Origin of the sequence: Butyricimonas faecalis (assembly GCF_003991565.1) — a bacterium.
In the GTDB taxonomy this organism is placed as follows: domain Bacteria; phylum Bacteroidota; class Bacteroidia; order Bacteroidales; family Marinifilaceae; genus Butyricimonas; species Butyricimonas faecalis.
In genome coordinates this window covers 42,682-69,660 of record NZ_CP032819.1, presented here as the reverse complement: position 1 = coordinate 69,660, position 26,979 = coordinate 42,682, and the positions used below count along the sequence as shown (strand labels likewise).

Sequence of the window (26,979 nt, the reverse complement as noted above, 5' to 3'; positions counted from 1 at the left end):
GACATTAGAAATTCACGTTCAAACTCAAATTATACGTAGGCAACGTCGGCATTCCAACTGATTGCACCTGATCCGGATCCTGTCCCTTCAGTTTCTTATCAAACACGATCACCCCGATATTTTGAACAGAGAAATCCAAACGGGCACCTCCGACTCCCAATTTCTTCAACCAGTTACCGCCCAACGAATATCCCAATGAAATAGAACGCACACGGATATTATCAGCCTTAGCTACACGCAAATTCGAGTGATCGTACATGTACCACCCCGTGTAGGTCGATGGTCCCACAATGTTACGGAAAGCCACATCCACCATCGTGTATTTGTACGCCACACTCTCGCTCGGCATCACATCGCCCTCTGGTACAGCCAACTCCTCGTTGGACAATCCCGGGATATTCGTGTAAGCCTCGTCACCCGGCTGACGCCAGCGGTTCACCATAACTTTTGTCATATTGTCCTCCGGTGCGGGCAATGCATTCTTATCATTCTGGTAAAGCCTCAACATCCGCACTTTGTAACCAAACTTATAAGAAAACTCTGCACGCAAAGAGAGTTTTTTGTACATAAACTCGGTAGAGAAACTACCATACGCCGTCGGCGTACGAGTCCCCGAGTAAGTGAAGATCGTGCTCAAAAACTCCTCGTTTGTCATGTTCGATGAATTTCCCGTCAAATTCTTGAAACGCGGCAATCCATACTCGTCCAAACGATCGAACTGGTAAGAGTAGAAACCATCCACAGAAGATCCTTCCTTGATCACCGAGCCATTGACATAATTCATATAAGTATTTACCGTCCCCTCCACCGTCTTGGCTCCTCTCGTCACTTTATTTTTCGTGTGAGAGAAAGAAAGTGACGTTCTCCACTTGAAATCTTTCGTCTCGATATTTTTAGTCGAAATATTAAAATCAATACCACTGTTGGTAAGTTTTCCGTCATTCACCTTCAAAGAAGAAATACCGTTTACCAACGACACGGGACGCTCCGTGATCAAATCCACCGATTTACTATAATAGTACTCCAATGCACCACTGATGCGTCCACCAAAAAAGGCCCAATCCAACCCGATATTCACCGTAGAAGTTTTCTCCCATTTCAAATTTGCATTCGGGAAAGCTTGCACAAGAGCTCCTAGCTCCCCGGAAACCGTTTGTTTTCTCGGGCGATCAATAATCATATACGGGCTCTCGCTCGGCACGTTTCCCCGATAACCGTAAGACATTCTCAAGGCTAGACTCTCGATCCAACCACTATTCATAAAAGCCTCATCACTCAAATTCCAACGCCCGGAAACAGACCATACGGGATTAAACTTCTCATTCTTATACTGACCGAAACGGTTGGAACCGTCATTACGGATATTGAAATTCAATGAATAAAGATTCTGGTAAGAATAGGTAAACGTTCCGTAAAACGACAATGAGTTTTCCCGTCTATCCGTGATTACCGGAAATACCCCATCACTGGAACTCAAAAACCACCTTCGGATTGCTGTCGGGTATTCGTAAATATCCCCCGGGCTGATCATTGGAAACATACTAAACGTTTTTCCCTCATCCGGCATATATCCCGGAAACACACTACCCTGTGCCCCTTTGTAAATCGTAGATTTAGCCTCTTGTCCCAAATCAATGTTAAAATTATGCACTTCGTTCAGCGTGAAATTATAATTGATTTGGTTTCGCACCGTCCAATCATACTGATTCATCATGCCGTTGGAATAAATTCCCCCGTCAAGAATCCCCTTCATGGCAATATCTCCCGCTGGCTTGTCTCCATAATCCCAACCGCGCAAATTAGCAATATAGAAACTTTTCTCACCCATCCAGCTCTCTGTCAAATTCGTCGTCGTTGTCAATCCCACTGTACCCATGTAACGCAAGTTGGGCAACAATTCCCAATTCAAAGCGGCAGTCAAATTCAAACTCTTATTTATAATACTTTGTCCTCCGTTTGCAAACTCATTCATGATGTTATATCGAGCCAACACTTTCGTCTGCGTGATATGTTCATCATTCACCTCTTTGTCCACATAATACAACGAACCATCGGCATTTCTTGCTGGGATCGTACGATTCGTGTAATACGCTTCGTCAAAAGCCGAGTAATATCCCGGGTTATAATCGGCATCCTGTAAAGAACCACTCAAACGCACGTCGAGCAAAATATTCTCTCTCAACCGGGAAGAAAGGTTCATACGAGCCGTCAAACGAGACAAATCAGCACCTTTCTCCGCACCTTTGCTATTCGTGTAACCAAAAGAAAAATAATAACGCGTCGTCTCGTTACCCCCGGAAAGACTCAAGTTATGTGACTGACTGAAAGAATTGCGGTACAACTCCTTGAACCAATCCGTATTTTGACTCTCCATCCGGGACACGCCCGCTTGAAATTCCGCAAAAGAAATCTTTTTATCCCAATAATCCATCATCAACCCCTCGTATCCCATACGTTGAGGCGTATTCTCAAAATACAAACCTCGCTCCATAATCTCCCGCGAAACATCAATACGCTCTTTGGAACTCATCAACTCGAAATCATTGTATGTCGGCCGCTGGGTCACTGAGGCATTAAAAGAATAGGAAAGCAAAGTACCACCCACTTTACCCGTTTTTGTTGTCACCACAATCACGCCATTAGCCGCACGCGTACCATAAATAGCCGTTGCCGAAGCATCTTTCAACACATCAATACGCTCTATATCCTGCGGATTCAATCCCGTGATTGCATTACCAATTAAATTCACATTATCCCAACTATTAATCTCGTCGGCAGTCAACGGCACCGGATTCTCGTAAATCACCCCGTCAATCACCCACAAAGGTTCACGCGTACCGGTAAAGGTACTTGTTCCGCGCAAACGCATCTTCGTGGCTGCACCAGGTGTAGTACTTAACGTCATCGCCAATAAACCGGGAACCTTACCTTCTAACATCTGGTCCACGGTCAACGCTCCTTTGTACGTCAAATCCTCCTCGCCCAAAGAAGATATAGAACTCGTCAACTTCCTCTTATCAATAGTTTGATAACCGGTTACCACCACCTCTTTGATATTCACGCAATCATCATTCAACAACACATCCATCGTTCTCTGCCCGTTCCACACAACCTCTTTCGTTTCTATTCCGATAAAGGAAAACTTCAACACTTGCTTCTTCTTCTCTAACAAAATCCGAAACTTTCCATTTACATCCGTTGCCACCCCGATCGTCGTCCCCTTGATCACTACCGATACTCCGGGAAGTGGTTCTCCCTGACAATCCTTCACCACTCCCGTCACTTCCATTTGCTTAGGCAGAGAATCCTGCACTTGCATTCGAATTTTTTCCAGAATAGGCTTGATCACGACCATATCCGAGAGCAATTCGTAAGAATAGGGCAATCCCCGTAACACTTCATCCATAGTCTGAACCAACGTACGATCATGTATATCCACGCTCACACGATGTGTTCGATCAATTTCTTCCTCGTTAAAAACGAAAAGATACCCCGTCTGCTGTTTCAAAGATCGAAATACCTCCCGCAAAGGCGTATTCTTACATTTCAGATTCACGATTTGGGAATTCACGGTCCCAAACACGTTCATTGTCAAAAGAATTGTTAAAACGATTGTTAATCTCATCATCAAAAAATAATTACTATCCCGCTTTTCTCTCAAAAGACAGCGGAACATGCGTTTTTTTTCCATAACTTTGCCTAATCAATTTACGTTATTCCACATCAACTTATATTTTATGGAGAGAATACAACCGTGGGGAATGCTGGTACCATTTCCCACTTTTTGTTTCTCCTCTTGTTTCTATATTTCATTTTTAAGTGACTTTACGAATACGTGCCGTCCCGAAACTTTAAAAACCACATTTGTCGTTTTCTCCAAAATATCCAACGATTGATTCAAAGGAACGTACTTCTTTATACCTCCCGTAAAACGCCGCTCGGCACAACTTTCATCTTCAAACTGGAAAGAAACACCGTACCACCGTGACAATTGCCGAGAAATTGCCAGCAACGACATATTCTCAAACTCGAAAACACCCTTTATCCACGAGGTAAAAAGTGACACATCCACCTCCTTCACCTCTATAAACCTTGCTCCTTTCCCACAAATAGCCTGCTCTCCCGGCTTCAAATACACCTTAGATACTTTATCCATTGACCTCCACTTTTCCTTCTGCCAATGTCGTTATAGTACGTTCCCCGGGATACGCAGACAAATTAAACTCCGTACCCAAAACCCGCACACAAGCCCCCTCTGCATGAACTATAAAAGGGTGTGCCGAATCCTTACACACGGAAAAGAAAGCTTCCCCTTCCACGTACACCTCCCTGTTTTTCCCGGTAAAACGAGTGGGATAACGCAACTTTGTCGCCGAATTAAGCCATACCCGCGTACCATCAGCCAATACCATGTCGAACTCTCCTCCCACAGGCACCTCCAACGTGTGCAAAACACTCTTTTTCTCCGTATTACTTGCCGCATAGACCAATCGATTCATCGTATCTTTATGAATCTCCGTTCCGTCTTTTTCCACCAGTCCTATTGTCTCGTTCTCCTTCAATGATACACTCTTTCCATCAGCCATTCGCAATATTACCGTAGCCTTTCCCGGTATTTCTGAAAACACTTGCACGGAAGAATCATTCTCCCATTCCGGTAACAACAGAATACCACCCCCGACAACCCCCGCGAGCAAAATAGAAGCCGCAACGATCCACCTCGTCCACGTCAAACGATGTCTTCTGCCCAATTTTCTCTCCAAACTCTTCCATGAACACTCCTCATCCATGGCACTCAGAAAACCGATTTCTCTCCCTTCCTTGTAAAGGCGGAGTGTTTGCTCGAACAAAACCCGATGACTAGGAGATGCTTCAATCCAGGCTTTCAATCGCTCAAAATCCTCTTTCTCGATCACCCCCAAACTATAGTCCGCAATCCATCTATATATAATTTCATCCATAATCAACGTTACTTTTTACTACATATTGCAGTTTTAACTGATATGGGTGAAAAAAAGAAAAGAAAAAATTACTTTTTGATACTAAAAAATAGTAACGCAATGATATCCAAATGCTCCCGCAACTGTTTTAACGCACGTGAATAGTGTGTTTTCACGGTATTAACAGAAACATTCAACTTTTCTGCCACCTCTTTATAAGACAAATTTTCCAATACGATCGCAACAAAAACCTCTCGACATTTTTCCGGCAATGCCTCTATTTCCCGGAATAACTTCTGCTTACGTAATGCTATATCCTCGTCACTCTCCGGCATCTCCTCTTCCATCAATTGATTAAGATGCGTTTCAAGTCCCTCAAAGACCATTCGATCAGAATTTCGTAAATGATAAAGAGCCGCCTTGTTCACCGCTCCAAAAAGAAACGATCGCAACGAACCCGAAAACTCGCACCCCTTCTTTTTCTCCCAAAAATTAACAAAAACCTCTTGTACAACATCCTCGGCATCCTCGAACGAATTCAAAAAACGTAAAGCAAACACACATAATGCCCGGTAATAGTTATCAAACAGCATCTTAACACACGCCACGTTCCCTTTTTTCAAGAGATCGATTATATCTTCTTCTTCATGTTTCATTTGCCGTTCCTTGAAATAACACCCGCGAATATAAAAAAAAGAAGCAACAATAGCTCCTTTCATACGCCCAATAAAAGTCATATATTTGCGTCCAATTCATAATCATGATATCGAAAATCATCAAACAAGCGTAGCATATGTTTAAAACACTATTGATCATCGGTTTGGGAAGCTTCTGCGGGGGAATATTTCGTTTCCTTCTGACTCGTTTTGTACAACACCACTTCCTTTCAGCATTTCCTTTCGGCACCATGGCTGTTAACATCGCGGGATGCTTGCTGATCGGAATCTTCTACGGCTTGTTCGAGCGAGGCCACCTCTTCAACGCGGACATACGCTTATTCCTAACCGTGGGTTTATGCGGAGGTTTTACCACCTTCTCCACCTTTATGAACGAGAACTTCGTTTTACTGAGAGAACAAAACTATTTATATTTTATCTCCTACACCGCCCTCAGCGTCATACTGGGATTAACAGCCATTTACGCGGGACACCTCATTGCAAAAGCACTATAACCTCATTTCAGTAACAAAAAAACGTGGTGAGCATGCTATAAACTTGCTTCTTCCACAACCTGTGGTATTATTCTACACGAAAAACACGCCGTTCGTGAAACAGGCAATGCAACAGGATTTACAAACAACACTGTATTACAACGACATGCCACATTTTTACACCATCACGCGAAAATATAGCATGCTATTTTCATAGCATAAAGAAGAATTAAGACAGAAACGTATACAAAATCAACTCATATGAAAAAATTAGGAATAGCAATTACACTCGTGTCATTCATACTCCTGTCCGGTTGTAAAGACAAGCACGAACCGGAGCGACAAGTAGTGGCCGTCGAGAAAGTAGGAGTAGAGAACATGGAAATATACGGAGAATACGTCGGGCAAATTCGAGCAAAAGGATTCGTCGAAGTGAGAGCTCGCGTCGAAGGCTACCTGGAACAGATGCTTTTCGAGGAAGGAAAGCGCGTGAAACGGAACCAGCCGCTCTTCAAAATAAATAGTGACCTTTACCAGGCTCGTGTTGACAAAGCGAAAGCACAACTGGCAAAAGATCTGGCACAAGAAGCAAAAGCCGAACGTGACGTGGAACGCCTACGCCCCCTTTACGAGCAAAAGGCTGCCAGCCAACTCGATCTCGATAACGCCGTGGCGGCTTACGAGAGTGCCAAGGCGAACGTCGCCATGAGCAAGGCAGACTTGGCACAAGCAGAACTCGAATTAAGTTACACCACCGTGCGCTCCCCCATCGACGGATACATCAGCGAACGGTACGCCGACATCGGTACCCTAGTCGGTCCCGGCGGGAAATCACAGCTAGCCACGATCGTGGAAAGTGACGAAGTACTCGTGGACTTCAGCCTTACTGCCCTCGACTACCTGCGCAGCCAACAGCGGAATGTAACCCTTGGCGAAAAAGACGCCAACCGGTCATGGCAACCCAGCGTGACCATCACCCTGGCCGACAACTCGGTTTACCCCCTGACCGGAATCGTGGACTTCGCCGACCCGCAGGTAAATCCCCAAACGGGTACATTCGGCGTACGTGCCGAACTCCCCAATCCCGACAGGAAACTATTGCCGGGACAATTCACTAAAGTAAAGTTGTTACTCGACGTGCGTGAAAACGCCATCGTCGTTCCCAGCAAGGCAGTCGCCATTGAAAAAGGCGGCGCCTACATATACGTTGTCCGCCGTGATAGTACAGCCGAGAAACGCTTTATCGAAACCGGTCCCGAAGTGAACAACCATATCGTGGTAGAGCGCGGGCTTGGTCCCGACGAGCTGGTTGTCGTTGAAGGCTACCACAAACTAACCCCGGGAGCACTCGTGAAACCCGTGAGCCCCGAAACGATTAAAGAAAAGGAGGTTACCCTATGAAACCCGGGTTCTTTATTGACAGGCCGATATTCTCGGCCGTACTATCCATCCTCATCGTACTGGTAGGATTCATCGGGTTATATTTACTCCCCGTGGACCAGTACCCGCGCATCACCCCGCCCGTCGTGAAAATATCCGCGTCCTACCCGGGAGCCAGTGCCGTTACCGTTTCACAAGCCGTAGCCACTCCCATCGAACAGGAATTAAACGGAACGCCGGGCATGCTATACATGGAATCGAGCAGTTCTAACTCGGGAGGCTTGTCGATTACCGTGACATTCGACATATCCACGAACGCCGAACTGGCCGCCGTCGATATCCAGAACCGCGTGAAACTGGCAGAATCCCGTCTTCCGGCAGAAGTCGTGCAAAACGGAATCAAGGTAGAAAAACAATCTTCCAGCCAGTTGATGACACTCACGCTGACCTCATCCGACCCTCGTTTTGACGAGATATACCTCAGTAACTTCGCCACCATCAACGTGCTCGACGTGCTGAAGCGTGTTCCCGGCGTGGGGCGAGTTTCCAACATCGGTAGCCGTTACTACGCCATGCAAATCTGGATCCTCCCCGACCGTATGGCCAACTTCGGGCTAACGATCAAAGACTTGCAGAACGTACTGAAAGACCAAAACCGGGAATCCGCGGCCGGAGTGCTCGGCCAGCAACCGATGAGCGGAACGGACATCACCATCCCCATCACGGCCCCGGGGCGTCTCTCCTCCGTGAACGAATTTGAAGAAATTGTCGTACGGGCAAATCCCGACGGTTCCATCATCCGTTTGCGCGACGTGGCCAGGGTATCGCTGGAAGCCAGCTCCTACAACACGGAGAGTGGATTGAACGGAGAGAATGCCGCCGTACTCGGCATCTACATGCTCCCCGGCGCGAATGCCATGGAAGTGGCCAAGAACGTGGTGAAAGCCATGGAAGAAATAAGTAAAGACTTTCCGGAAGGAGTAAGCTATAACATCCCTTTCGACATCACGACTTACATCTCGGAATCCATCCGCGAGGTATACAAGACCCTGTTCGAGGCCCTTTTCCTCGTCATCTTCGTCGTATTCCTCTCCCTCCAAAGTTGGCGTGCCTCCTTGATACCCTTGGTTGCCGTCCCCGTGTCCCTGATCGGAACTTTCGGGTTCATGCTGGCCTTCGGATTCTCGCTAAACATGCTGACCCTGTTGGGACTGGTACTTGCCATCGGTATAGTCGTTGATGATGCCATCGTGGTCGTCGAGGGTGTTGAACGCATCATGGAAGAAGAGGGATTGTCGCCCTACAAGGCTACCCGTAAAGCCATGAAAGAACTGACGGGAGCGCTGGTTGCCACCTCGCTCGTGCTAGGAGCCGTGTTTGTACCCGTGAGTTTCCTGCCGGGAATCACCGGTATGCTCTACCGTCAGTTTGCCATCACGATCGTGGTGTCCGTGTTAATCTCGCTGGTTGTGGCACTGACTCTAAGCCCCGCCATGTGTGCCATCCTGTTACGCCCGTCTAACGGGAAGAAGAACTTCGTGTTCCGTAAAATCAACGAGTGGCTCGCCCGCGGGAACAACAAATACGTTCATTTTCTGCAACGGGCTCTTGCCAACCCCCGACGAATCATCGCCGGGTTCGGAATGGCTATCATCTTCATCATCGTGTTGAACCGGGTAATCCCCAGTAGTTTCCTACCGGAAGAAGACCAAGGATACTTCAAAGTAGAACTGGCTTTGCCCGAGGGAGCCACGCTGGAACGCACCCGCAAAGTAACGGAACGTGCTGTCGATTACCTGAAGGAACACCCTGCCGTGGCATACGTGCAGAGCGTGGCGGGAAGTAGTCCCCGTGTCGGGACAAACCAATCCCGCTCGGAATTGACCGTTATCCTCAAACCGTGGGAAGAGCGTAAGAAAGGCGGCATGTCTCTGAAAGAAGTCATGGACGACGTTCGCGCCGAATTCAAGCAATACCCGGAGGCCCTTGTATTCCTCTCCACCCCGCCCGTAATTCCCGGGTTGGGAACGTCGGGAGGATTCGAACTACAAGTGGAAGCTCGTAACGGGGCCACCTTCGAGAACTTGGTAGATGCCGTCGACACGCTGGTAAAATACGCTGCAGGCAACAAGGCCCTTTCCGGGGTATCTTCTTCATTGCAGGCCGAGATTCCCCAATTGTACTTTGACGTGGATCGCGACAGGGCACAATTCCTGGGAATCCCTTTGGCCGACATATTCTCCACGATGAAGGCTTACACCGGCTCCGTGTATGTCAACGACTTCAACATGTTCAACCGGGTCTACAAAGTGTACATGCAGGCGGAAGCCCCCTACCGGATGCAGAAAGAAAACCTCAACCTGTTCTTCGTGAAGACATCCAAGGGAAACATGGTCCCACTGACAGCCCTCGGTAAAGCGGAAAACACCACGGGCCCCGGATCGATCAAGCGATTCAACATGTTCACGACCGCAATCATCAACGGTGAAGCCGCCCCGGGCCATAGCTCCGGTGAAGCCATGAGAGCCGTCGAAAAACTGGTTCGAGAACACCTGCCCGACAACATCGGCACCGAATGGAGCGGTCTCTCCTTTCAAGAAAAGAAAGCGAAAGGACAAACCGGGATGGTAATGTCACTCGTTTTCCTCTTCGTCTTCCTCTTCCTTGCCGCCTTGTACGAGAGTTGGTTCGTGCCCGTTGCCGTGTTACTATCCCTGCCGGTTGCCGCCCTCGGGGCTTACCTCGGCGTGTGGGTATTCGGGTTGGAAAACGACGTCTACTTCCAAATCGGACTGGTAACACTGCTCGGGCTGGCAGCCAAAAACGCCATCCTCATCGTGGAATTTGCCAAAGTAGAGGTCGACAAAGGAGTCGATGCCGTACAAGCAGCCATCACCGCCGCGCGAGCCCGCTTCCGCCCGATCTTGATGACCTCCCTGGCCTTCGTTCTCGGCATGTTGCCCTTGGTACTCGCCTCGGGTCCCGGGTCGGCCAGCCGTCACTCCATCGGTACCGGCATCTTCTTCGGAATGATTGTTGCCATCACCGTCGGCATTGTCCTTGTACCCTTCTTTTTCGTACAAATTTACAAGGTGAAAACGTGGAGGAAAAAGTAGTCTATGACCCCATTATTAAAACCTATAGTCATGAAACATTATCACATCGTATTCATCGCCGCTCTTATCGGAAGCCTATCGACTTCTTGCAAGATCGGCAAGAAATATACCCGTCCGGAACTGAATCTGCCGACAACAATAATCGACACGAACCGTACGGACACGACAACCGTGGCCGATATCCAATGGCCGGCGATCTACACGGACACCGTGTTACAGCGTTTGATCAACACGGCACTCGCTTACAACAAGAACCTGCTGGCTGCCGCGGCCCGGGTGAAAGAAAGCCGCTATGCCCACCGCATGGAAAAAGCAAATCTTTTCCCCGGAATTGACGCTGACGCCCTTGGAGCAAGAGAATACGACCGTTCTCCCGGCAATACATTCAATATCGAGGCTACCCTCTCCTGGGAACTCGATCTTTGGGGCAAACTTCGCTGGAGTTCACAAGCCAGCCTGGCAGCCTATCTCCAAACCGTGGAAGGACAAAGGGCCTTACACGTGACACTAATTTCCCAAGTGGCACAAGCCTACTTTGAATTACGCGCCCTCGACATGGAATTAAGCATTGTCAAACAAACCCACGAGGCTCGCGTAGAGAGTGTTCGCCTGGCCAAACTACGTTTCGAAGGAGGACTGACATCTGAAACGGCCTATCGTCAGGCTCAGGTGGAATTAGCTAAAACCACGACACTCGTTCCCGACCTTGAACGACAGATCCGCTTAAAAGAAAATGAAATATCCTTACTCACGGGCCAATACCCCGGGGATATCCCCCGCGGGGCAAACATTGACCAGCAAATGTTACTACCGGAACTCCCCGTGGGATTACCCTCTTCCCTGCTTGAACGCCGCCCCGACATTCGGCAAGCGGAATACAAACTGAAAGCGGCAAACGCCAAAGTCGGTGTTACCTACACCAATCTATTCCCTCAAATCACGCTAACCGCCAGATATGGACGGGAAGATAGCGAACTCGGCGACTTCCTGAAAGCCCCTTACTTTTACCTGGGAGGCAAACTCCTCGCCCCCGTGCTTAATGCCGGGAACAAGCGAGCACGTCTTAAAGCTGCCCGTGCCGCCCTGGAAGCCGAAACGTACAGCTATCAACAAACCGTGTTATCTGCCTTCAAAGAAGTCGATAACGCTTTAACCACCTTCTCGAAAGTACGGGACATGCGGGTATCAAAAGCCCGCCTGGAAGAAGCCGCCCGCTCGTACATGGAACTAGCCAACTTGCAATACATTAACGGGGTCGTCAGTTACCTGAACGTGTTGGACGCCCAAAGAGGTTACTTCGACGCTCAAATCGGACTGAACAATGCCGTGCGGGACGAACTACTTTCCATCGTTAATCTTTACAGGGCTTTGGGTGGGGGATGGCAATAAAAACAGGAGAAATATGCGTTTAATTACTCAAATCTAACCCAAATAAAGTAGTAAATAAACCCAAATAATCCCACATACCCAGAGATCATTTGAAGTTGACTCGAAGCTCAGCCGTCCCAGAACGGCTGAGCAACGGCTGAACAACGGCTGAGCAACGAATAAGTGGGATTATTTCCCTAGGATTTCAGTAGGATTTCCCATAGTTTTTAGTATAAGTTATTTCCGATGATTATATCAAATTCACATTAATTACAAAAAACTACACTCTTTTCCCACGCATTGTAATGTTGCGATATTCCAATGGCGAAAGCCCAAACTTCCGCTTGAAAGCTGTTGAGAAATGTGAATGATATTCATATCCGATGCTGTCTGCAATTTCCTGAATGGATCGGTCCGTGTCCAACAACTGCTTGCATGCCAATTCCATTCGGTAATCAAATAGATATTCAAAGACGGTTGTACCGAACAATGCTTTGAAACCCGTTTTCAGCTTACAAACATTTGTTCCGACCATCAACGCCAACTGATGCAATGACGGAGGGTCCTGATATCGTTGTTCAATAATAGCTTTTACATGGAACAGTTTATCGTTATCTTTTGCAGAATAGCAGGTACAGGCAGAACAATTCTTCTGCGAAGTTTTGCATACAATCAACGATAAAACTTCAAGAATTTTAGCATCTAAATACAAGGCTGCAGCATTACCTAACACTTTATAATCCAACATATTGTTCAATATCCGCCTTATTTCAGGGCAGAACATCACGTTTTCAGGAAACACTTTAAACGATTTTTCACCTAAGAAACGGTTAACAATATTTTCAAATAAATCGGGATACCAGCTTGCAATACGTTCCATATATTCGGATGATAACATAAAATCTATCGTCCTGATAGGTTCGTTTTTACTGAAATAATGATACCCCTTCATTTCTTCCTTTACCGAAATCAAATTGGCGTGTCCTGCCTTCCAGTTTTCTTCCTTCTTATAAAAACAAGTCACATTTCCGTGTAAGATGGCTGAAAACCAAAACACATCGCCACATTCTGATTCGGAATATAGTTTGCAGTTTTCGTGACATTGTATGTTGGATTCAGCTATACAGAAATGATGTGTCTTTAACTCTTTGGTCGTTGATTTTCCATAATGATTCTCAATGAATACCCTGTTTTCTTCCAGTTCGTTTCCCATAGAAAACGTATGGATTGGATATTCTGTTATCATTTCCTGCAAATCTTTGTTTGTTAATTTAACTGTCATCTAAAAATACCTCATATTAAAATTTAACTACTTTTCGGGTAAGCCTTAATCCTGTCAGACCCGGTAATTTCGCATTTGAAATTTAAAAGTAAACATACAATGATATATACGGTTATTCAATCCCTTAAAATAGGTATTTTAAAAGCAAAAAAAACAACTACCATATTGTGTTTCATTGTCATAAGTAGTTTGGGATATACCCAACAGATATCCAAAAATAATAGTAATACTGTACTTTACGGTATAATCACCAATAGCCAAACCCAAAAGCCTCTTTATGGTGTATCCATTTGGATAAAAGAACTTCAACGTGGCGTAATAACCGACAAAAAAGGACGATATACCTTGAAAGTTCCGTCCGGAGAATACACCATTACTGTATCCTATGTCGGTTTTTCCAAAATTACAGAAAAAATCATTTTGAAAGGAAGTTTAATCACTAAAAACTTCAAACTAGAAGAAAAAGCAATTGAATTGGGCGAGACCGTAATTACCGCAAGAAAAGGAAACGGGGCAATCATCAAAGAAATTAAAGAAAGTCCGATGGCCGTTTCTGTTATCGACGGCAGAAAGATGATGGGCAGGTCATCGGGAATTGAAGAAATCTTAAGTCGTTCATCCGGCCTGACTATCCGTAAAGAAGGCGGATTGGGAAGCAAAAGCCGGGTATCGGTTCACGGTTTGGAAGGAAAACGAGTGGCTATTTTTATTGATGGTTTTGCCTTAAACAGTCCTGACGGCTCGTTCGACATCAACGATTTACCTATTGATGTTATAGAGCGGATTGAAGTTTATAAAGGCATTGTTCCGGCAGAATATGGCGGCGATGGTTTAGGTGGCGCTATAAATATTGTGACACGGGAAGTAAATTGCGATATGGTCGGAGCTATTGCCGAAGTATCGTCGTACGGAAAGATGCGGTTTACTGGAAGCGGAAAAAAATTGTTTGAAAAACCGGGTATACAGTTGGGACTTGCTTTCATGCACAATCGAGCAAATAATAATTACCCGATGGATTTAAGGGCATTTGACCCTGATTACCCCATAGATCCTTATTCTCATGTCATCAGAAATAATGATAAATATCATTCATCCATACTTAACGGTTCTTTGGTATTTACGAAACTATGGTTTGATAAAATAGAACTGGAATGTACAGGATATAAGAATTATAAGGAATTACAGAATATTTCATTCGATTCCCGCTATGCATATACACATGGTTTCAATATTATGCCCGCCTTGAAACTGGAAAAGGAAAACTTTTTTCTAAAAGGACTTGCCTTAAAAACATCGATAGTTTATGCTATAGTGAATACTCATTTGGTGGATACCGTCGGGCATATTTACCAGTGGACAGGCGAGACAACTCCAAATCAAGGTGAAACTTCCGACATGATATTCAATTTGTCGGACGATTGGACAAGGGATGTACGCCATAAGTTAAATTTCAAATATGTAATAAACAGAAGCCACCAATTAAATCTGAACAATCAGTTTGTTTTTTCCAAACGAACCCCGAAAGATGATTATGTAAAAAGTTATATAGGCTTTGATCCAAGCGGATTCCCGAGCAAAATGACGGGAAATGTAACAGGGTTTACCTACACATTTTTTTCAAAAAATAAAAAGTTCCAAAATACTGCAGCAGTGAAAGCCTATTACCTCTATTCGCAAGTATTTCGAACGGATGACAAAAAGACGGATGACGGTAGCAGCATTAAAAAAGAACCCGACCAAACCACAAATAAGGATTTGTTTTGGGGCTATAACGAAGGAGTCAGCTATGAATTTTTGCGCGGCATACGGGTAAAAGCGTCTTTTGAACATACGTTGCGTTTGCCCGACCCCGAAGAACTGTTTGGAGACGGAATTAGCGTTAAATCGTCGGTGAATCTGAAGCCTGAAAAAAGTGACAATTTCAATTTGGGTTTGATTTTAGACAGAATGAACTTCTTGGGATTAACTCGTATGCAGGCTGAAGCCAATGGATTTTACATGAACACATCCAACTTGATACGGCTGATGCCTGCCAATATTCGTATGGCATACGTCAACTTGGGTGAAACGATAATCAAAGGAGTGGATTTGGATTTGAAAATTGATGTAACACCCGACTGGTATACTTACTTCAATCTCACTTACCAATCTTTACGCGATAATCTGCAATGGAAAACGAATGATAAAACGGTAGAAAATCCGACATACAAACTGGATATTCCCAATATCCCATCATTCTACTACAATGGCGGCGTAGAATATCACCGTAGCGGATGGCCACTGAAAGGTGAACTTTCAAGAATATATGCCGATGTATCTTATGTGGGTGATTACTGCAACGCATGGAAACTCTCATCGCAGAAAGACCAACAGATAAAATGGACAATTCCTGCCTACTATAACTTTTCGGCAGGCATACAACAATCATTTTTCAAAAACCAATTATCCGTATGCTTTTATGTAAATAATATACTGAATGAAACCATTTACAACGATTACAAGATGCCGTTACCCGGAAGAACCTTCGGCATAAAACTTCGCTACAACTGGTTTAAAGATAAATCGGAAGGTGGCGCCATGCAATTGTAACAAATTCAATACATGTATCACATAAACAATTAAAAAGATGAAAACAAACAAATTCCTATTGATGGGCTTAACGGGAATGGCCCTTCTTTTCACCGCTTGTAAGAAAAACGACCCGAATCCAGATAACCGGTCTGATACGACAACTTGTTTGCACAGTGTTACAATCGATGACCAATCGTATATTGACTTGTTCAAAGATTTGAACGTTGAAAAAACGACTACAGCCAATGCCTTGGTACACGATAAGTCAGGTTACATTTTTACGTACAAGGATTATGTTTTTGTGTTGGAAGAAGCTAAGGACCGTTTGTTCAAGTACAAGAAAAATACCAACAGACTGGAAAAATCAGGAAATACACTTATCCTTCCTGCCAAATCAACAACAAACGCGATGGCATTTTTAAATGATAATAAAGGATACATTACAGCTTCCGGAACGGGTAAAGTAATTGTGTTTAATCCTTCATCCATGACGATCTTGAAAGAAATAGATTTGTCGAAATACGCGATTGGTGAAGGCGATAATAATCCAGAACCCATGGGAGTTATTATCCGAGATAATCTGTTGTACGTCACCCTTTGGCAGACAAAATCATTATTCAATCCCAACCCGGGCTGCCACGTAGCTATTATCAATACAGAAACTGATGAACCAATAAAAATGATAAGTGATGACCGTGCCGGCATGGTTGGTTCTGACGGCCCCACGGGCGACCCTTTCATGGATGAAAATGGTGATATTTATTTCTATTGTACAGGGGGATTCGGATACAGCAGTGAAAACGACGGACTATTACGTGTCAAAAAAGGGAAAACCGAATTCGACAAATCATATTACTTCCCTGTAAAAGGTCAATCCATCAATGGTATTAGTGGAAATGCCGCAGATTATATGTATTCCAAAGTATATGCCGGAAACGGAAAACTCTACACCTACCTCAATGTCCCTGCCAATGCAAGCAATCCTCCCGATTATGTGAACGATAAATCTATGCAGCCGTTTGAGCTGGACATCTATAATAAAACGTTCCGTAAATTGGATTTACTGCCCACAACAGCTTGGTCGGCATGTGTTGGTATCTACGACAACAATATTGTTTTCGGTATGTCGGGCGAACAAGGAACAGGTTATTACCTATATGATTACAAAGCCGGGAAGGTGATCGGGAAAAAGATAAGTACACAAGGTTCGCCATTTTATTTTGCCAAGTTTTAGTGAAGAAAGGATATATTCATGAAAACACTGGTTTCGGTAATAAAAAATGCTTTTGATACGGTTCCCGAAAAAGGAATAATTCATGTGACCCATGGCAAGGAAGATTATTTCCAATCCTACAGGGAACTGTACACTAAAAGTAAAGCGACCGCATTTATTTTAAGAGAAAAGGGGCTTATACCCGGTGATATTCTCATTTTGTCAGTGGATAAATCGTATCATTTTACGCAATTATTTTGGGGGTGTATCTTTGCAGGTATCATTCCTGCACCCATGCCGGCAATAGCAGGGCAACAGAAATCGTCTGTTGCCTTTCGCCGGTTGAAGGCAGCCATGAATTACCTGAAAGCCCCGTTAGTCGTATCAACTGATAGTAATTTGCCGGAAGATTTCCCTTCTTATTTTTCTGCAGAAAATATCATAAAACAAAGCCAGATTTCAAACCATGATTTTATCGCGTATAACGCTCATGCAAATGATGTCGCGGTTATCCAATTTTCATCTGGCAGTACCGGCAATCCTAAAGGTGTAATGCTTTCCCATGCGAATATTCTAGCAAACCTTTCGCTTAAAAGTAAATTCGATCATACAACACCCGATGATATTCTTATTCATTGGATGCCTTACTTTCACGATTTCGGATTATTCGGCAATCATTTGAGCAGTGTGTATAATGCTATTACAGAAATCAGAATCGACCCGATGACTTATCTACGGAATCCGTTAATATGGTTGGAAAAAATCACACAATACAAGGCAACCATTACAGGTTCCACCCCGACTGGGATGGATATTTTATTGAAATCGTTGGAAAAAGGAGAGGCAACAAATCCAATTGACCTTTCTGGTATTAAAATCTTGTCGTTAGGAGCAGAAATGGTTCCGGCAGGCTTGTTCGACCGGACTTGTACCACTTTGTCGCAATACGGATTCAATCCGTCTGTATATTGTCCGGCCTACGGAATGGCTGAAACGACCTTGGTTGTTGCCGGAACGGAATTGGAAACAGGTTATCGAAAAATCGTGGTGGACAGGCATCAATTTACGAAAGGAAATATTGTTGAATATTCCCAATGCGAGGATTCATTTTGTGAGATAGTCAGCATTGGGAAGCCGTTAGAAGATGTCCAGATTCGGATAGCAAACGACAATTTGCCCTTGGGCACTTATTCCGTAGGTGAAATCCAGATAAAAAGTAATTGTGTCATGCTGGGTTATTACAACAACGCGGAAGCCAACCAGAATGCTTTTGCCGACGGATGGTTACGAACGGGCGATTCAGGCTTTTTTGATAAAGACGGATACCTGTATATCGTTGGCCGTAAAAAGGAAATTATTATTGTCAATGGACAAAATTATTTCCCGTTCGATTTGGAATCATGTATCCTTTCCCAGCTAAAAGATAAAATAGAACTATCTCTGTTTACATCCTATTATTCCGAAGACGAAGGACGGGAAATCGTATTACATTTCTTTGTGCCCAAAAACCGAAACAAAGACACCATTTCTCTTGTCAATAGCTGTAACGCGTTGATTGGTGAGTTGGCGGGATTGTCTGTCGATTTTTCAATACCTATACGGAAAGGCGACATCCCCAAAACATCAAGTTCCAAAACAATGAGAAAAGAGCTCGCCAACAGGTTTTTAAACGGATGGTTTGACAAATCAATACAAAACGACATACCAGTTGATATGAAAAATAAAGATACTCAAAATATAAATCACAAACAGTTATTGACGGATATATGGAAAGAAGCGCTTCAACTTGACAACAAACTTGCCGGACTTGATGTAACGGATAATTTTTTTGCTTTAGGCGGTGATTCCATACGGACAATGAAAGCGGTTGCCGAAATGGAAAGTCGGTACAAACGTAAAGTGGAAGCCAATTTTATCTATAAATATCCGACCTTAAAGGAACAAATTAATTATTTTCAATCACTTGAAACAGAAGCTGTCGTATTGCCTACCGACGAATATGAACTTCTTGTAAGGGAAATTATCGGCGAAGAACTCCATATTAATCCTGAAACGCTAGGAACAACCGATAACTTTATTTCTAAAGCGAAAAGTGTAAACAATGTGTTGACGTTGATACAACGAATTAAAAACATATTCAAACTGGATCATACTGATGAAAAGCTGCAAGAGGCAAGCAGTGTCCGGCAAATAGCCGACCTGATAAAAGCAAAATATATGTTATTGCCGGGTGAGCCTTTCCCACTGATGGACTTCCAAGAAACGTTGTTTTACCACAGCAAAAGTTTCCTGCGCAACGAGCCTACCGGATTGAGTTGCTACATCATTTGCCGGACAACTTTGTCAGGTGAATTCAAGAAAGAATATTTCGACAAGGCATTTAATCATGTTGTAAAATCACATCCTATCCTGCATTCAGTTATTTCTGAAGACTCAGAAACACCGTCAATGATAACACTTAATGATTATCCTGACTTTGCAAGTAGTTATACAGATATATCATCTCTATCAAAGCCGGAACAAGAAGCCTTTTTTGAGAAAAATGATTTAAAAGATCATGACCACCGTTTTGACCTGACACGTCATCCTTTGTATTATTCTAATATTTTCAAAACAGGCGATAACGAACATGAAATTGTAATTCACATCGACCACCAATTAATCGACGGATTCAGCTTTTTTGAATTTATCCACGAAATTCTGTCATTGTATGACAAATTTGCGGATGGGAAAACATTGGAAATCCGGACACCAGAAGGATTACAATTCTCAGATTACGTACGGATTGAAAAATCCAGGTCAGAAACCAAGGCCTATCAGGACGCCATGAAATTCGCGTTGGACGTTTTCAAAAATGTGCCGGAAAAAATAGCGATTCCGATGTGTCAAAACCCGTCGATGCTCAATGCCGTTCATTTCAGCACGTTACATACGGAAATGAAGCCCGAAGTTATGCAGGCGATAACTTCCATGGCAAAATCGGTACAAGGTATCAGCATGAATTCTTTGTTGCTGGCTTGCTATTTCAAACTGATGAATATCTGGTCAGGACAAAACGATTTAATCATCAACATGCCTGTTTATAATAGGGAACAGTATTTCCCCCATGCACGGAAAGTAATTGGTAGTTTTCTGGATATATTCCCGGTCAGGGTGCAAACCAAGCCGTCGGAACCCATATTGTCCATAGCTGGAAAAATAGAAAAATTCGTACGTACACTTTTGGAATACCCAGTTTCATCCATTGAACTGACAAGACGGATTGCTGAACAGGAAGGCTTTAAACAGGGCTCTTTGAGTTCCATTATTTTCAGTAATTCCATTAACATGATACCCGAAGGCACAAGCAAGTTTTCAAAGTATTTCAAAATGGGTGCGCCGAAAGTACAGACCGGTGCGCCGGGAACTTACATTGACTTGGTGATGTTCACCTGGGAAGGAGAATGGCATTTCGATTGGAATTATGTCAGGGAGTTATTCAGCAAAAGTTTCATGAAAACATTGGCGAACCAATATGCTTTAATGTTGGAGCAATTGGCACGAACTAAAGATGATACTGCAAAACAGTCCGAATTTACAGGAACAAATATAATACCCGAGCAATACAACCGATTGTTTGACCTGATCAATAATACGGCACACGAATATCCTATAATGACTATCAACCAATGGATAAAAAACATCGCGAAGAGATATCCGCAGAAAGAAGCAGTAAGTTTCGAAGATAAAAACTTAAACTATGAATCGTTCTACAGGAAGGCAAACCAATTCGCCTATTTATTACAACATTTGGGTGTCAAACCTGGCGAAAAGGTTGCATTATTGATGAATCGAACGTTGGATTTACCCATAGCCCAGTTGGCTATCCTTATTGCCGGAGGTGCTTATGTGCCGATAGACCCGTTATATCCTGCCGAACGGATAAAATATATGTTGGAAGATTGTGGGGCGAAAGTCCTTGTCAGCCAAAAGATGCATACAGAACTTATCGAGCAGACTTACACCGAAAAACTCAAAAACTGTATTCTGACGGATGCAGATGAAAGTTTTACCCTTCCCTGTAACTATTCCCTTTTTACACGAAAAGACATTTTGCTACAACCGGGAACCGAAATAGAATCGCCCAATACCGCCGAAGACCTGATTTATATTATCTATACCTCTGGTTCTACCGGACAACCCAAAGGAACTATGTTACGACACAGGAATGTTTGCAATTTCCTTTATTATGTACAGCAAGCGTTTGAGGTAAAACCCGAAGACCGTTTTACTTTCGTGACGTCCTATTCATTCGATATGACCATTACTTCCAACTGGCTTCCGTTCCTTACGGGCGCATCGTTACATATATTATCGGAAGAAAATACACGAAACGTGGAACTTTTGCTTCGTTTCATTGCGGATAAAGCTATATCATTTCTGAACATCACCCCGTCGCATTTTTCCATGTTGGCAAATACATTAGAGTTTACCGACGAAAAAATAACATTGCAGGAAAACATGACGGTCATGTTAGGCGCCGAAATTATCAACGCGGGTGATGTCAATAAATGGCTTTCCTATTTCCCGAAACATAAACTGATTAACGAGTACGGACCTACAGAAACCACCGTTGCATCCACCTTTTTCCCGATTCCCGTTAAGCACGGGAAATGTGAATTAAGCATCGTGCCTATCGGTAAGCCTATTTATAATACACAAGTTTATATTCTGAATGAAAACAATGAACGCTGTATGCCGGGTGTTCCGGGAATCCTTCATATTGGTGGCGCCGGAGTTGCCCTTGGTTATTTGAACAAGGAAGAAAAGACAAATAGTGTATTTATTCCGAATCCATTGACAGGAAATAAAAACGATGTTGTATATAATACGGGTGATTTGGCAAAATTCACAGAAACGGGTGATATTATTTTTATTGGCAGGAAAGACTTTCAGGTAAATGTAAGAGGTTACCGGATAGAACTCGGGGAAATAGAAAATGCTTTAAGTAAGGTTCCCGAAATTGCGAAAACCTGCGCAGATATCCAATTCGACAATAACAAGCAAGCGGTTGTAGTGGCATTTTATACGACCAGAACAAAAATCGCATTGGATGATAATTACATACTTGAAATTATTGCCAAGCTACTGCCCCAATATATGCTGCCGTCAGTGCTACTCCATGTAGAACAAATTCCGGTGACCCCCAATGGCAAAACAGATCGGAAAGCGTTGCCTTACATAGCGGGTACCAAACAAATCTCACATTCTGCATCGTACGCTCCACCAACAAATAAAGCAGAAAAGGAAATGGTTGCAATTTGGAGCCGAATTTTGGATATTCCGCAAATCGGTATCCATGACAACTTCTGGGAAATCGGTGGCGATTCCATTAAATCGGTTCGATTGGTCAGAGAACTAAAATCGGCAGGTTTTGAACATATCAAATTACGTGATATGTTTGATTCTCCTACCATATTCCAAATGGTAAATCGTATGGGCAACGTAAGCGGAAATGACAATATCCTTACCCTGAAATCAATACCTAATGCCAAAGCGATATTATTCTGCCTTCCTTATGCAGCAGGAACAGCAGGTATGTACGCACCGTTGAGTGAAGATTTTGGGCAACGGTTTAACATACAGTCAGCCCACTATCCGGGACATGGGGATAACCGCCCGCTCAAAGAAAATATTGGAGATATAAGTGCATTGTATATCGAAGAATTGAAAAAAAACAATTTACCCTTATTCCTTTTAGGATATTCTTATGGCGGGTATGTCGCATACGATATTTGTCGGAAACTGGAAGAATCAAACGTACCTGTTCAGGGAATCATAATGATAGGAACTACCCCGCCTGACATAAAAGATGAATTGATGACCTTTTATCTGAATCACGAAACCGATTATGAAAAAGGTAATAACAATTTATTCAATCAGCACTTCCTGGAAACCTTATCAAACGAAGAACAAGAAGAATACTTAGAACAATTGAAATCGGATACAAGGTCAATGCTTGATTACAATTTCCTCAAAAGACAACTGAAAACACCTTTACTTTCCATTATAGGTGAAGATGAAGAATCGGCTATCAAAGAACATCAAAATATATGGGAACAATATTTTTCGCATGTCGAATATGCTACATTGCGCGGCGGTCACTTACTAATCAAAAACTTTCACAAAAATCTGGCAACTTGTGTGGAAGCATTTATCAATCGTACTAAAACAAATAAACAACTATGAAAAATCCGCCAAAACGTGTACTGGTCGCAGGTGGTAATGGGGTTACGGGAAAACTGATTGTCCGCTACCTGACAGGTTTCAAATTACCTGTTCAGGTAGACATTGCCGCACGCACCGCCTTGCGAGCGCAAAATTTACCGGAACAAGTAAGAAAGATCGACATCGATTTCCAAAATAAAAAGGCCACAAGTGCGCTTTTTCGGCAATATGATATTATCATCTTGGCCATTGGCCCCTTCGACATTTTCAAAGCTTCGTTGCATGAAATATGTGTGTCGGAACAAAAGATATGTATTGATATAAATGATTCCTACGAAGCCGCTTCGGAAATATACAAACTCAAAAAAGACGCCGAACACCATCAAAGCATGATACTCACAGGCATGGGATTAGCACCTGGTCTGACAACCCTTCTTTTGCTGGAAGTTTTACAACAGAATAATGAAACAGCCCAAAGTGGTGGTGTTCGTATGTTTTTCAGTAATGGTATAAATTCAGGTAAAGCATCTATCTACACCATGTTGATTAACTTCATTTCGCATGTATTTATACTGTCGAATGGCAAAGCCTATAAAACATTGTCGAAAAAAATAGAAAAGGATGCATACTATACTTTTAACGAATCGCTGAAACATAAACCCCTTATTTATTACTCGTCGCCTGAAATCCAGACATTGCCTCTTAACAAAGATTGCTCAAGAATACGTCAGTTGGATTTTGCTTTTCATTTGGAAGGGATGCCCATGAATATAATACCGTTTCTGCGTGGATTGAAAATCTTTCGCAAAACGATTATCAAATTTTTATGCAAATCAACCTACAAAAAGCAAAAGAAACAACAATCAGGACAACCTGTGGAAACACTCGTAATAGCATCGGCATTCGGGCAATTCGACAATTGCATCAAACACTGTCAGGTCAGTTCAAAATCATCTTATGAATTAACGGCCTTAACAGCATCGTTAGTGGCAGAAATGGTTTTGAAAGGCGAAATAGTAGAAACGAACGGGGTGCACAGTATTGAATCTGATATTATTTCCAAGCCAATACTGAAAACCCGATTTGAAAGGGAAGGAATTAAAATAAACCCTGAAATAGTAAACCAATCATGAAAAATAAGGATACACCTATCATCGGGATTATCGGCGGGAACAGTAAAGTCGGCATAGCAGCTATTGACTACTTGATTATGGAAACCAATGCCACTTTACTTATTGGGGGCAGAAACCTTTCGAAAGGAGAAAAGCAGGCGTCGCGCTTTCCCGACAGGATAACTGCTGTTGAAGTAGATATTTTTGATACCCCTGCACTGAATAATTTTTGTCAGCAATGCCATATCATTATCAATCTGGCAGGCCCTACTCTTAAAATAATGGACAGAATTGCACTGGCAGCACTTTCAAATAATTGCCATTACATAGATATAGGCGGATACGATCTTTTGCTTGAGGCACTGATGTCCAAATCAGAGGAAATAAAAGAAAAAGGACTTGTATTTGTGGTAGGGGCAGGTTGGATGCCAGGCGTATCAGGTATTTTCCCAAAATCGGTAATAGAAAATTCCTTAAAAGAATTGGATACTATAAATACCGTGAAAATATATTACGGAGCATCGGAAGCTTGGTCTTACAACTCCTGTATGGATTTGACATGGAGCCTGTCACTGAAAAGCAACGGTATTTTTAAGCAGGGAAAATGGCAATTAGTGTCACCTTCAAAGCATACTCAAAAAGTCTTTTTCCCGCCACTTCACAAATCAAAGTACACGACCCCGTATTTCGACAACCAACTTAAACTCGTAGCCCAAGATTTGAAAGCTCCCTTTTTCGGGAACTACGTTATTATCAACAGCAAATTGTCGATGCTTTCATCGCTTTTTATTAAAATATTCCTTCATGGAAATACCCGTTGTGCGGCAAAAATAATGGAAAAAGAAGCCCGCATTTCATCTCGAAAAGGGTCGTGGGGACTTATATACTGTGTTGTGGAAGGCATGAAAAACAATCTGAAAAAACAAATTACAGCTTATATCTATGAAAACGATAATTATAAACCAACCGGAACAGTTTCTGCCATAGCAGCCAATTTTGTCCTTCAAAACAGAATCGAAAAAGGGTTAGGCTATTTATGCCACAAAATAGATCCACATCATTTTATGTCAGAATTGAAATCACAAAACATCATAGCAAGATATGAATAAGCATATACAAAACAAGGAACAGGCTAAATCAAAGCCGTTTATTATCGTCAGGATAATATTTATTATTTGTTGTTTAGGTAGTTTATCGGGCTTCCTGTGGACTTTCCTGCCATGGGAAACCGTGGCTGGCATGACCAATTCACAAGGAGGGATTTTAATTGATAATTCTCTGCCAACTATTTTCCTTTTCAGGCTTCAATGTTTGTCTTTCGGTGCTTTTTCTGGATTTTATCTTTTTATGGCATATCAGCCGATCAGGTATAAGAAATTGATTTTAATATCGTCTCTACTCATGCTACTCATGAGCGGCGCCATGGTGTATGTCAGGAACATATCCGGCTTGCATACTTCGCTAACAGCTTATGAACACTACCTTTGGCTTGGTATCGGCATTGCCATGTTCCTATCATGGTTCTTTGAACTCCACGAGTACAACGACATCCGTTCAGAAGAAAAGCACGCCAAACGAATATTCCCTAACGTGTTGAAAACACTTGGAATGATCCTGTTTGCAAATACGTTTTGGGTTATCATGCCACAAAATGTAATTGAAAAAGTATTGTCGGCTCTCCAAATACCTTCCTATTTTGGGAATCCGTATTCGGAATATGCTGCAGGACTGATATTTTTCTTCGTAGGAATCTTCGGTATCATCCTGTTTGTTTGTGCCAAGAATCCTGAACAATACAAACCTGTTTTGAAATTTATTGCTGTATACACTACCTTGACAGGCACTTGCCTGATACTATGGCTATTCAGTTACAATCGTTGTAACCTCTTTACAATTTTAATCAGCATGTTAAGTATTCTCGCGGGAATCTACATACTTACTACTACATGTACGAATAATAAAACGACCTTCAAATGAGAACACAAAACAAAAAGTATGTTACGTTCGGCATACTGGGGACAATAGCCGCATTTTTAATTATCATTTCCGATATCGCGGGCGGCATAGGCGAATACAACGGTGTTTTTTGGAAACAATTTACAGGCATGACACCAACCCGTTTATTCCTCTCATCGCACATGGCAATTTATGTTTTCCCGTTTATTACATTTGGGATTATTGCCTTGTACAAGGTATTGGAACCTTCCGGAAAGATTATATCAGCCATATTCTGCCTTTGTTTATGGTATCTCACTTACCTGATGACGGCTGCCCATGCCGGATATCCGTATATTGTTTATCTAGCGAATTACAATAGCCAGCAAGCAGAGAACCTTCAAATAAATGAAATACTCAACATGTTTTCCCACAATATCAGCATACATCTCGTAGTCTTATACGCCCTTGCCCTTGTTGCCTCTTTGGGAATACTTATACTAGTAATTACCGGAAAAACCATGCTGAAAAGGTGGATGTCCCTGTGCAACCCGATAGTCACCATTGCCTTGTCGGTTGTGATAGGTATGATTTCACCCGTATGGGGAAAATATTACGGAACCTGCTGCCCGATGGTCGGATTGTTTTTACTTTTCTTATGTACTTCAATCGTTCTTTCACGAAATGTAAAAATGAACAAATAAT

General features: G+C 43.1%; 16 protein-coding genes. 11 read left to right on the top strand and 5 right to left on the bottom strand.

The features are described 5' to 3' along the window. Nucleotides 1-4 precede the first annotated feature (4 nt). From D8S85_RS00245 to D8S85_RS00230, 4 genes are all read right to left on the bottom strand, one after another. Nucleotides 5-3,628: a SusC/RagA family TonB-linked outer membrane protein gene (locus D8S85_RS00245; protein WP_172726457.1), complete on the bottom strand. Its 3,624-nt coding sequence runs from the start codon at nucleotides 3,626-3,628 to the stop codon at nucleotides 5-7. Nucleotides 3,629-3,802: 174 nt separating this feature from the next. After that, entirely contained in the window at nucleotides 3,803-4,156 is a 354-nt protein-coding gene (locus D8S85_RS00240; RefSeq protein ID WP_127074655.1) for a FecR family protein, read from the bottom strand. Next, on the bottom strand, nucleotides 4,149-4,961 hold the full coding sequence (locus D8S85_RS00235) for a FecR family protein (RefSeq protein ID WP_127074654.1): 813 nt from the start codon (nucleotides 4,959-4,961) through the stop codon (nucleotides 4,149-4,151). Before D8S85_RS00235 ends, D8S85_RS00240 begins: the two co-directional genes overlap by 8 nt. Nucleotides 4,962-5,029: 68 nt before the next feature. Continuing rightward, on the bottom strand, nucleotides 5,030-5,677 hold the full coding sequence (locus tag D8S85_RS00230; protein WP_240648773.1) for an RNA polymerase sigma factor: 648 nt from the start codon (nucleotides 5,675-5,677) through the stop codon (nucleotides 5,030-5,032). A 56-nt stretch (nucleotides 5,678-5,733) separates the two neighbouring features. On the opposite strand from D8S85_RS00230, the gene crcB reads away from it, so the two are divergent. From crcB to D8S85_RS00210, 4 genes are all read left to right on the top strand, one after another. Further along, a complete protein-coding gene (gene crcB / locus D8S85_RS00225) occupies nucleotides 5,734-6,111 on the top strand; it encodes a fluoride efflux transporter CrcB (protein WP_106624276.1) in 378 nt (125 codons plus the stop codon). Nucleotides 6,112-6,351: 240 nt separating this feature from the next. After that, nucleotides 6,352-7,491 carry an efflux RND transporter periplasmic adaptor subunit gene (locus D8S85_RS00220; RefSeq protein ID WP_106624275.1) on the top strand — a complete coding sequence of 380 codons (1,140 nt, stop codon included), beginning with the start codon at nucleotides 6,352-6,354 and terminating at the stop codon, nucleotides 7,489-7,491. Further along, on the top strand, nucleotides 7,488-10,586 hold the full coding sequence (locus D8S85_RS00215; RefSeq protein WP_106624274.1) for an efflux RND transporter permease subunit: 3,099 nt from the start codon (nucleotides 7,488-7,490) through the stop codon (nucleotides 10,584-10,586). Before D8S85_RS00220 ends, D8S85_RS00215 begins: the two co-directional genes overlap by 4 nt. 30 nt (nucleotides 10,587-10,616) lie before the next feature. Beyond that, on the top strand, nucleotides 10,617-11,975 hold the full coding sequence (locus D8S85_RS00210; protein ID WP_106624273.1) for an efflux transporter outer membrane subunit: 1,359 nt from the start codon (nucleotides 10,617-10,619) through the stop codon (nucleotides 11,973-11,975). Nucleotides 11,976-12,234: 259 nt separating this feature from the next. Here D8S85_RS00210 and D8S85_RS00205 read toward each other — a convergent pair whose 3' ends face one another. Continuing rightward, nucleotides 12,235-13,236: a helix-turn-helix domain-containing protein gene (locus D8S85_RS00205; RefSeq protein WP_106624272.1), complete on the bottom strand. Its 1,002-nt coding sequence runs from the start codon at nucleotides 13,234-13,236 to the stop codon at nucleotides 12,235-12,237. Between the two features lie 99 nt (nucleotides 13,237-13,335). On the opposite strand from D8S85_RS00205, the gene D8S85_RS00200 reads away from it, so the two are divergent. Genes D8S85_RS00200 through D8S85_RS00170 form a run of 7 tightly spaced genes read left to right on the top strand, consistent with a single transcriptional unit; the run spans nucleotide 13,336 to nucleotide 26,978 of the window. Then, on the top strand, nucleotides 13,336-15,825 hold the full coding sequence (locus tag D8S85_RS00200; protein ID WP_106624271.1) for a TonB-dependent receptor: 2,490 nt from the start codon (nucleotides 13,336-13,338) through the stop codon (nucleotides 15,823-15,825). A gap of 37 nt (nucleotides 15,826-15,862) precedes the next feature. Further along, the gene (locus tag D8S85_RS00195; protein WP_106624270.1) at nucleotides 15,863-17,041 is read left to right on the top strand and encodes a YncE family protein; all 1,179 of its coding nucleotides are present in this window, start codon (nucleotides 15,863-15,865) and stop codon (nucleotides 17,039-17,041) included. A gap of 18 nt (nucleotides 17,042-17,059) precedes the next feature. Next, the gene (locus tag D8S85_RS00190; protein WP_127074653.1) at nucleotides 17,060-23,248 is read left to right on the top strand and encodes a non-ribosomal peptide synthetase; all 6,189 of its coding nucleotides are present in this window, start codon (nucleotides 17,060-17,062) and stop codon (nucleotides 23,246-23,248) included. Further along, nucleotides 23,245-24,360 (top strand): saccharopine dehydrogenase NADP-binding domain-containing protein, encoded by a 1,116-nt coding sequence (locus tag D8S85_RS00185; RefSeq protein ID WP_127074652.1) that lies wholly within the window; start codon nucleotides 23,245-23,247, stop codon nucleotides 24,358-24,360. The genes D8S85_RS00190 and D8S85_RS00185 overlap by 4 nt, the downstream gene beginning before the upstream one ends. Next, nucleotides 24,357-25,448 (top strand): saccharopine dehydrogenase family protein, encoded by a 1,092-nt coding sequence (locus D8S85_RS00180; protein ID WP_127074651.1) that lies wholly within the window; start codon nucleotides 24,357-24,359, stop codon nucleotides 25,446-25,448. The genes D8S85_RS00185 and D8S85_RS00180 overlap by 4 nt, the downstream gene beginning before the upstream one ends. Further along, entirely contained in the window at nucleotides 25,441-26,316 is an 876-nt protein-coding gene (locus D8S85_RS00175) for a hypothetical protein (protein ID WP_106624267.1), read from the top strand. Before D8S85_RS00180 ends, D8S85_RS00175 begins: the two co-directional genes overlap by 8 nt. Then, a complete protein-coding gene (locus tag D8S85_RS00170) occupies nucleotides 26,313-26,978 on the top strand; it encodes a DUF6796 family protein (RefSeq protein ID WP_106624266.1) in 666 nt (221 codons plus the stop codon). Before D8S85_RS00175 ends, D8S85_RS00170 begins: the two co-directional genes overlap by 4 nt. Nucleotide 26,979: the final 1 nt, after the last annotated feature.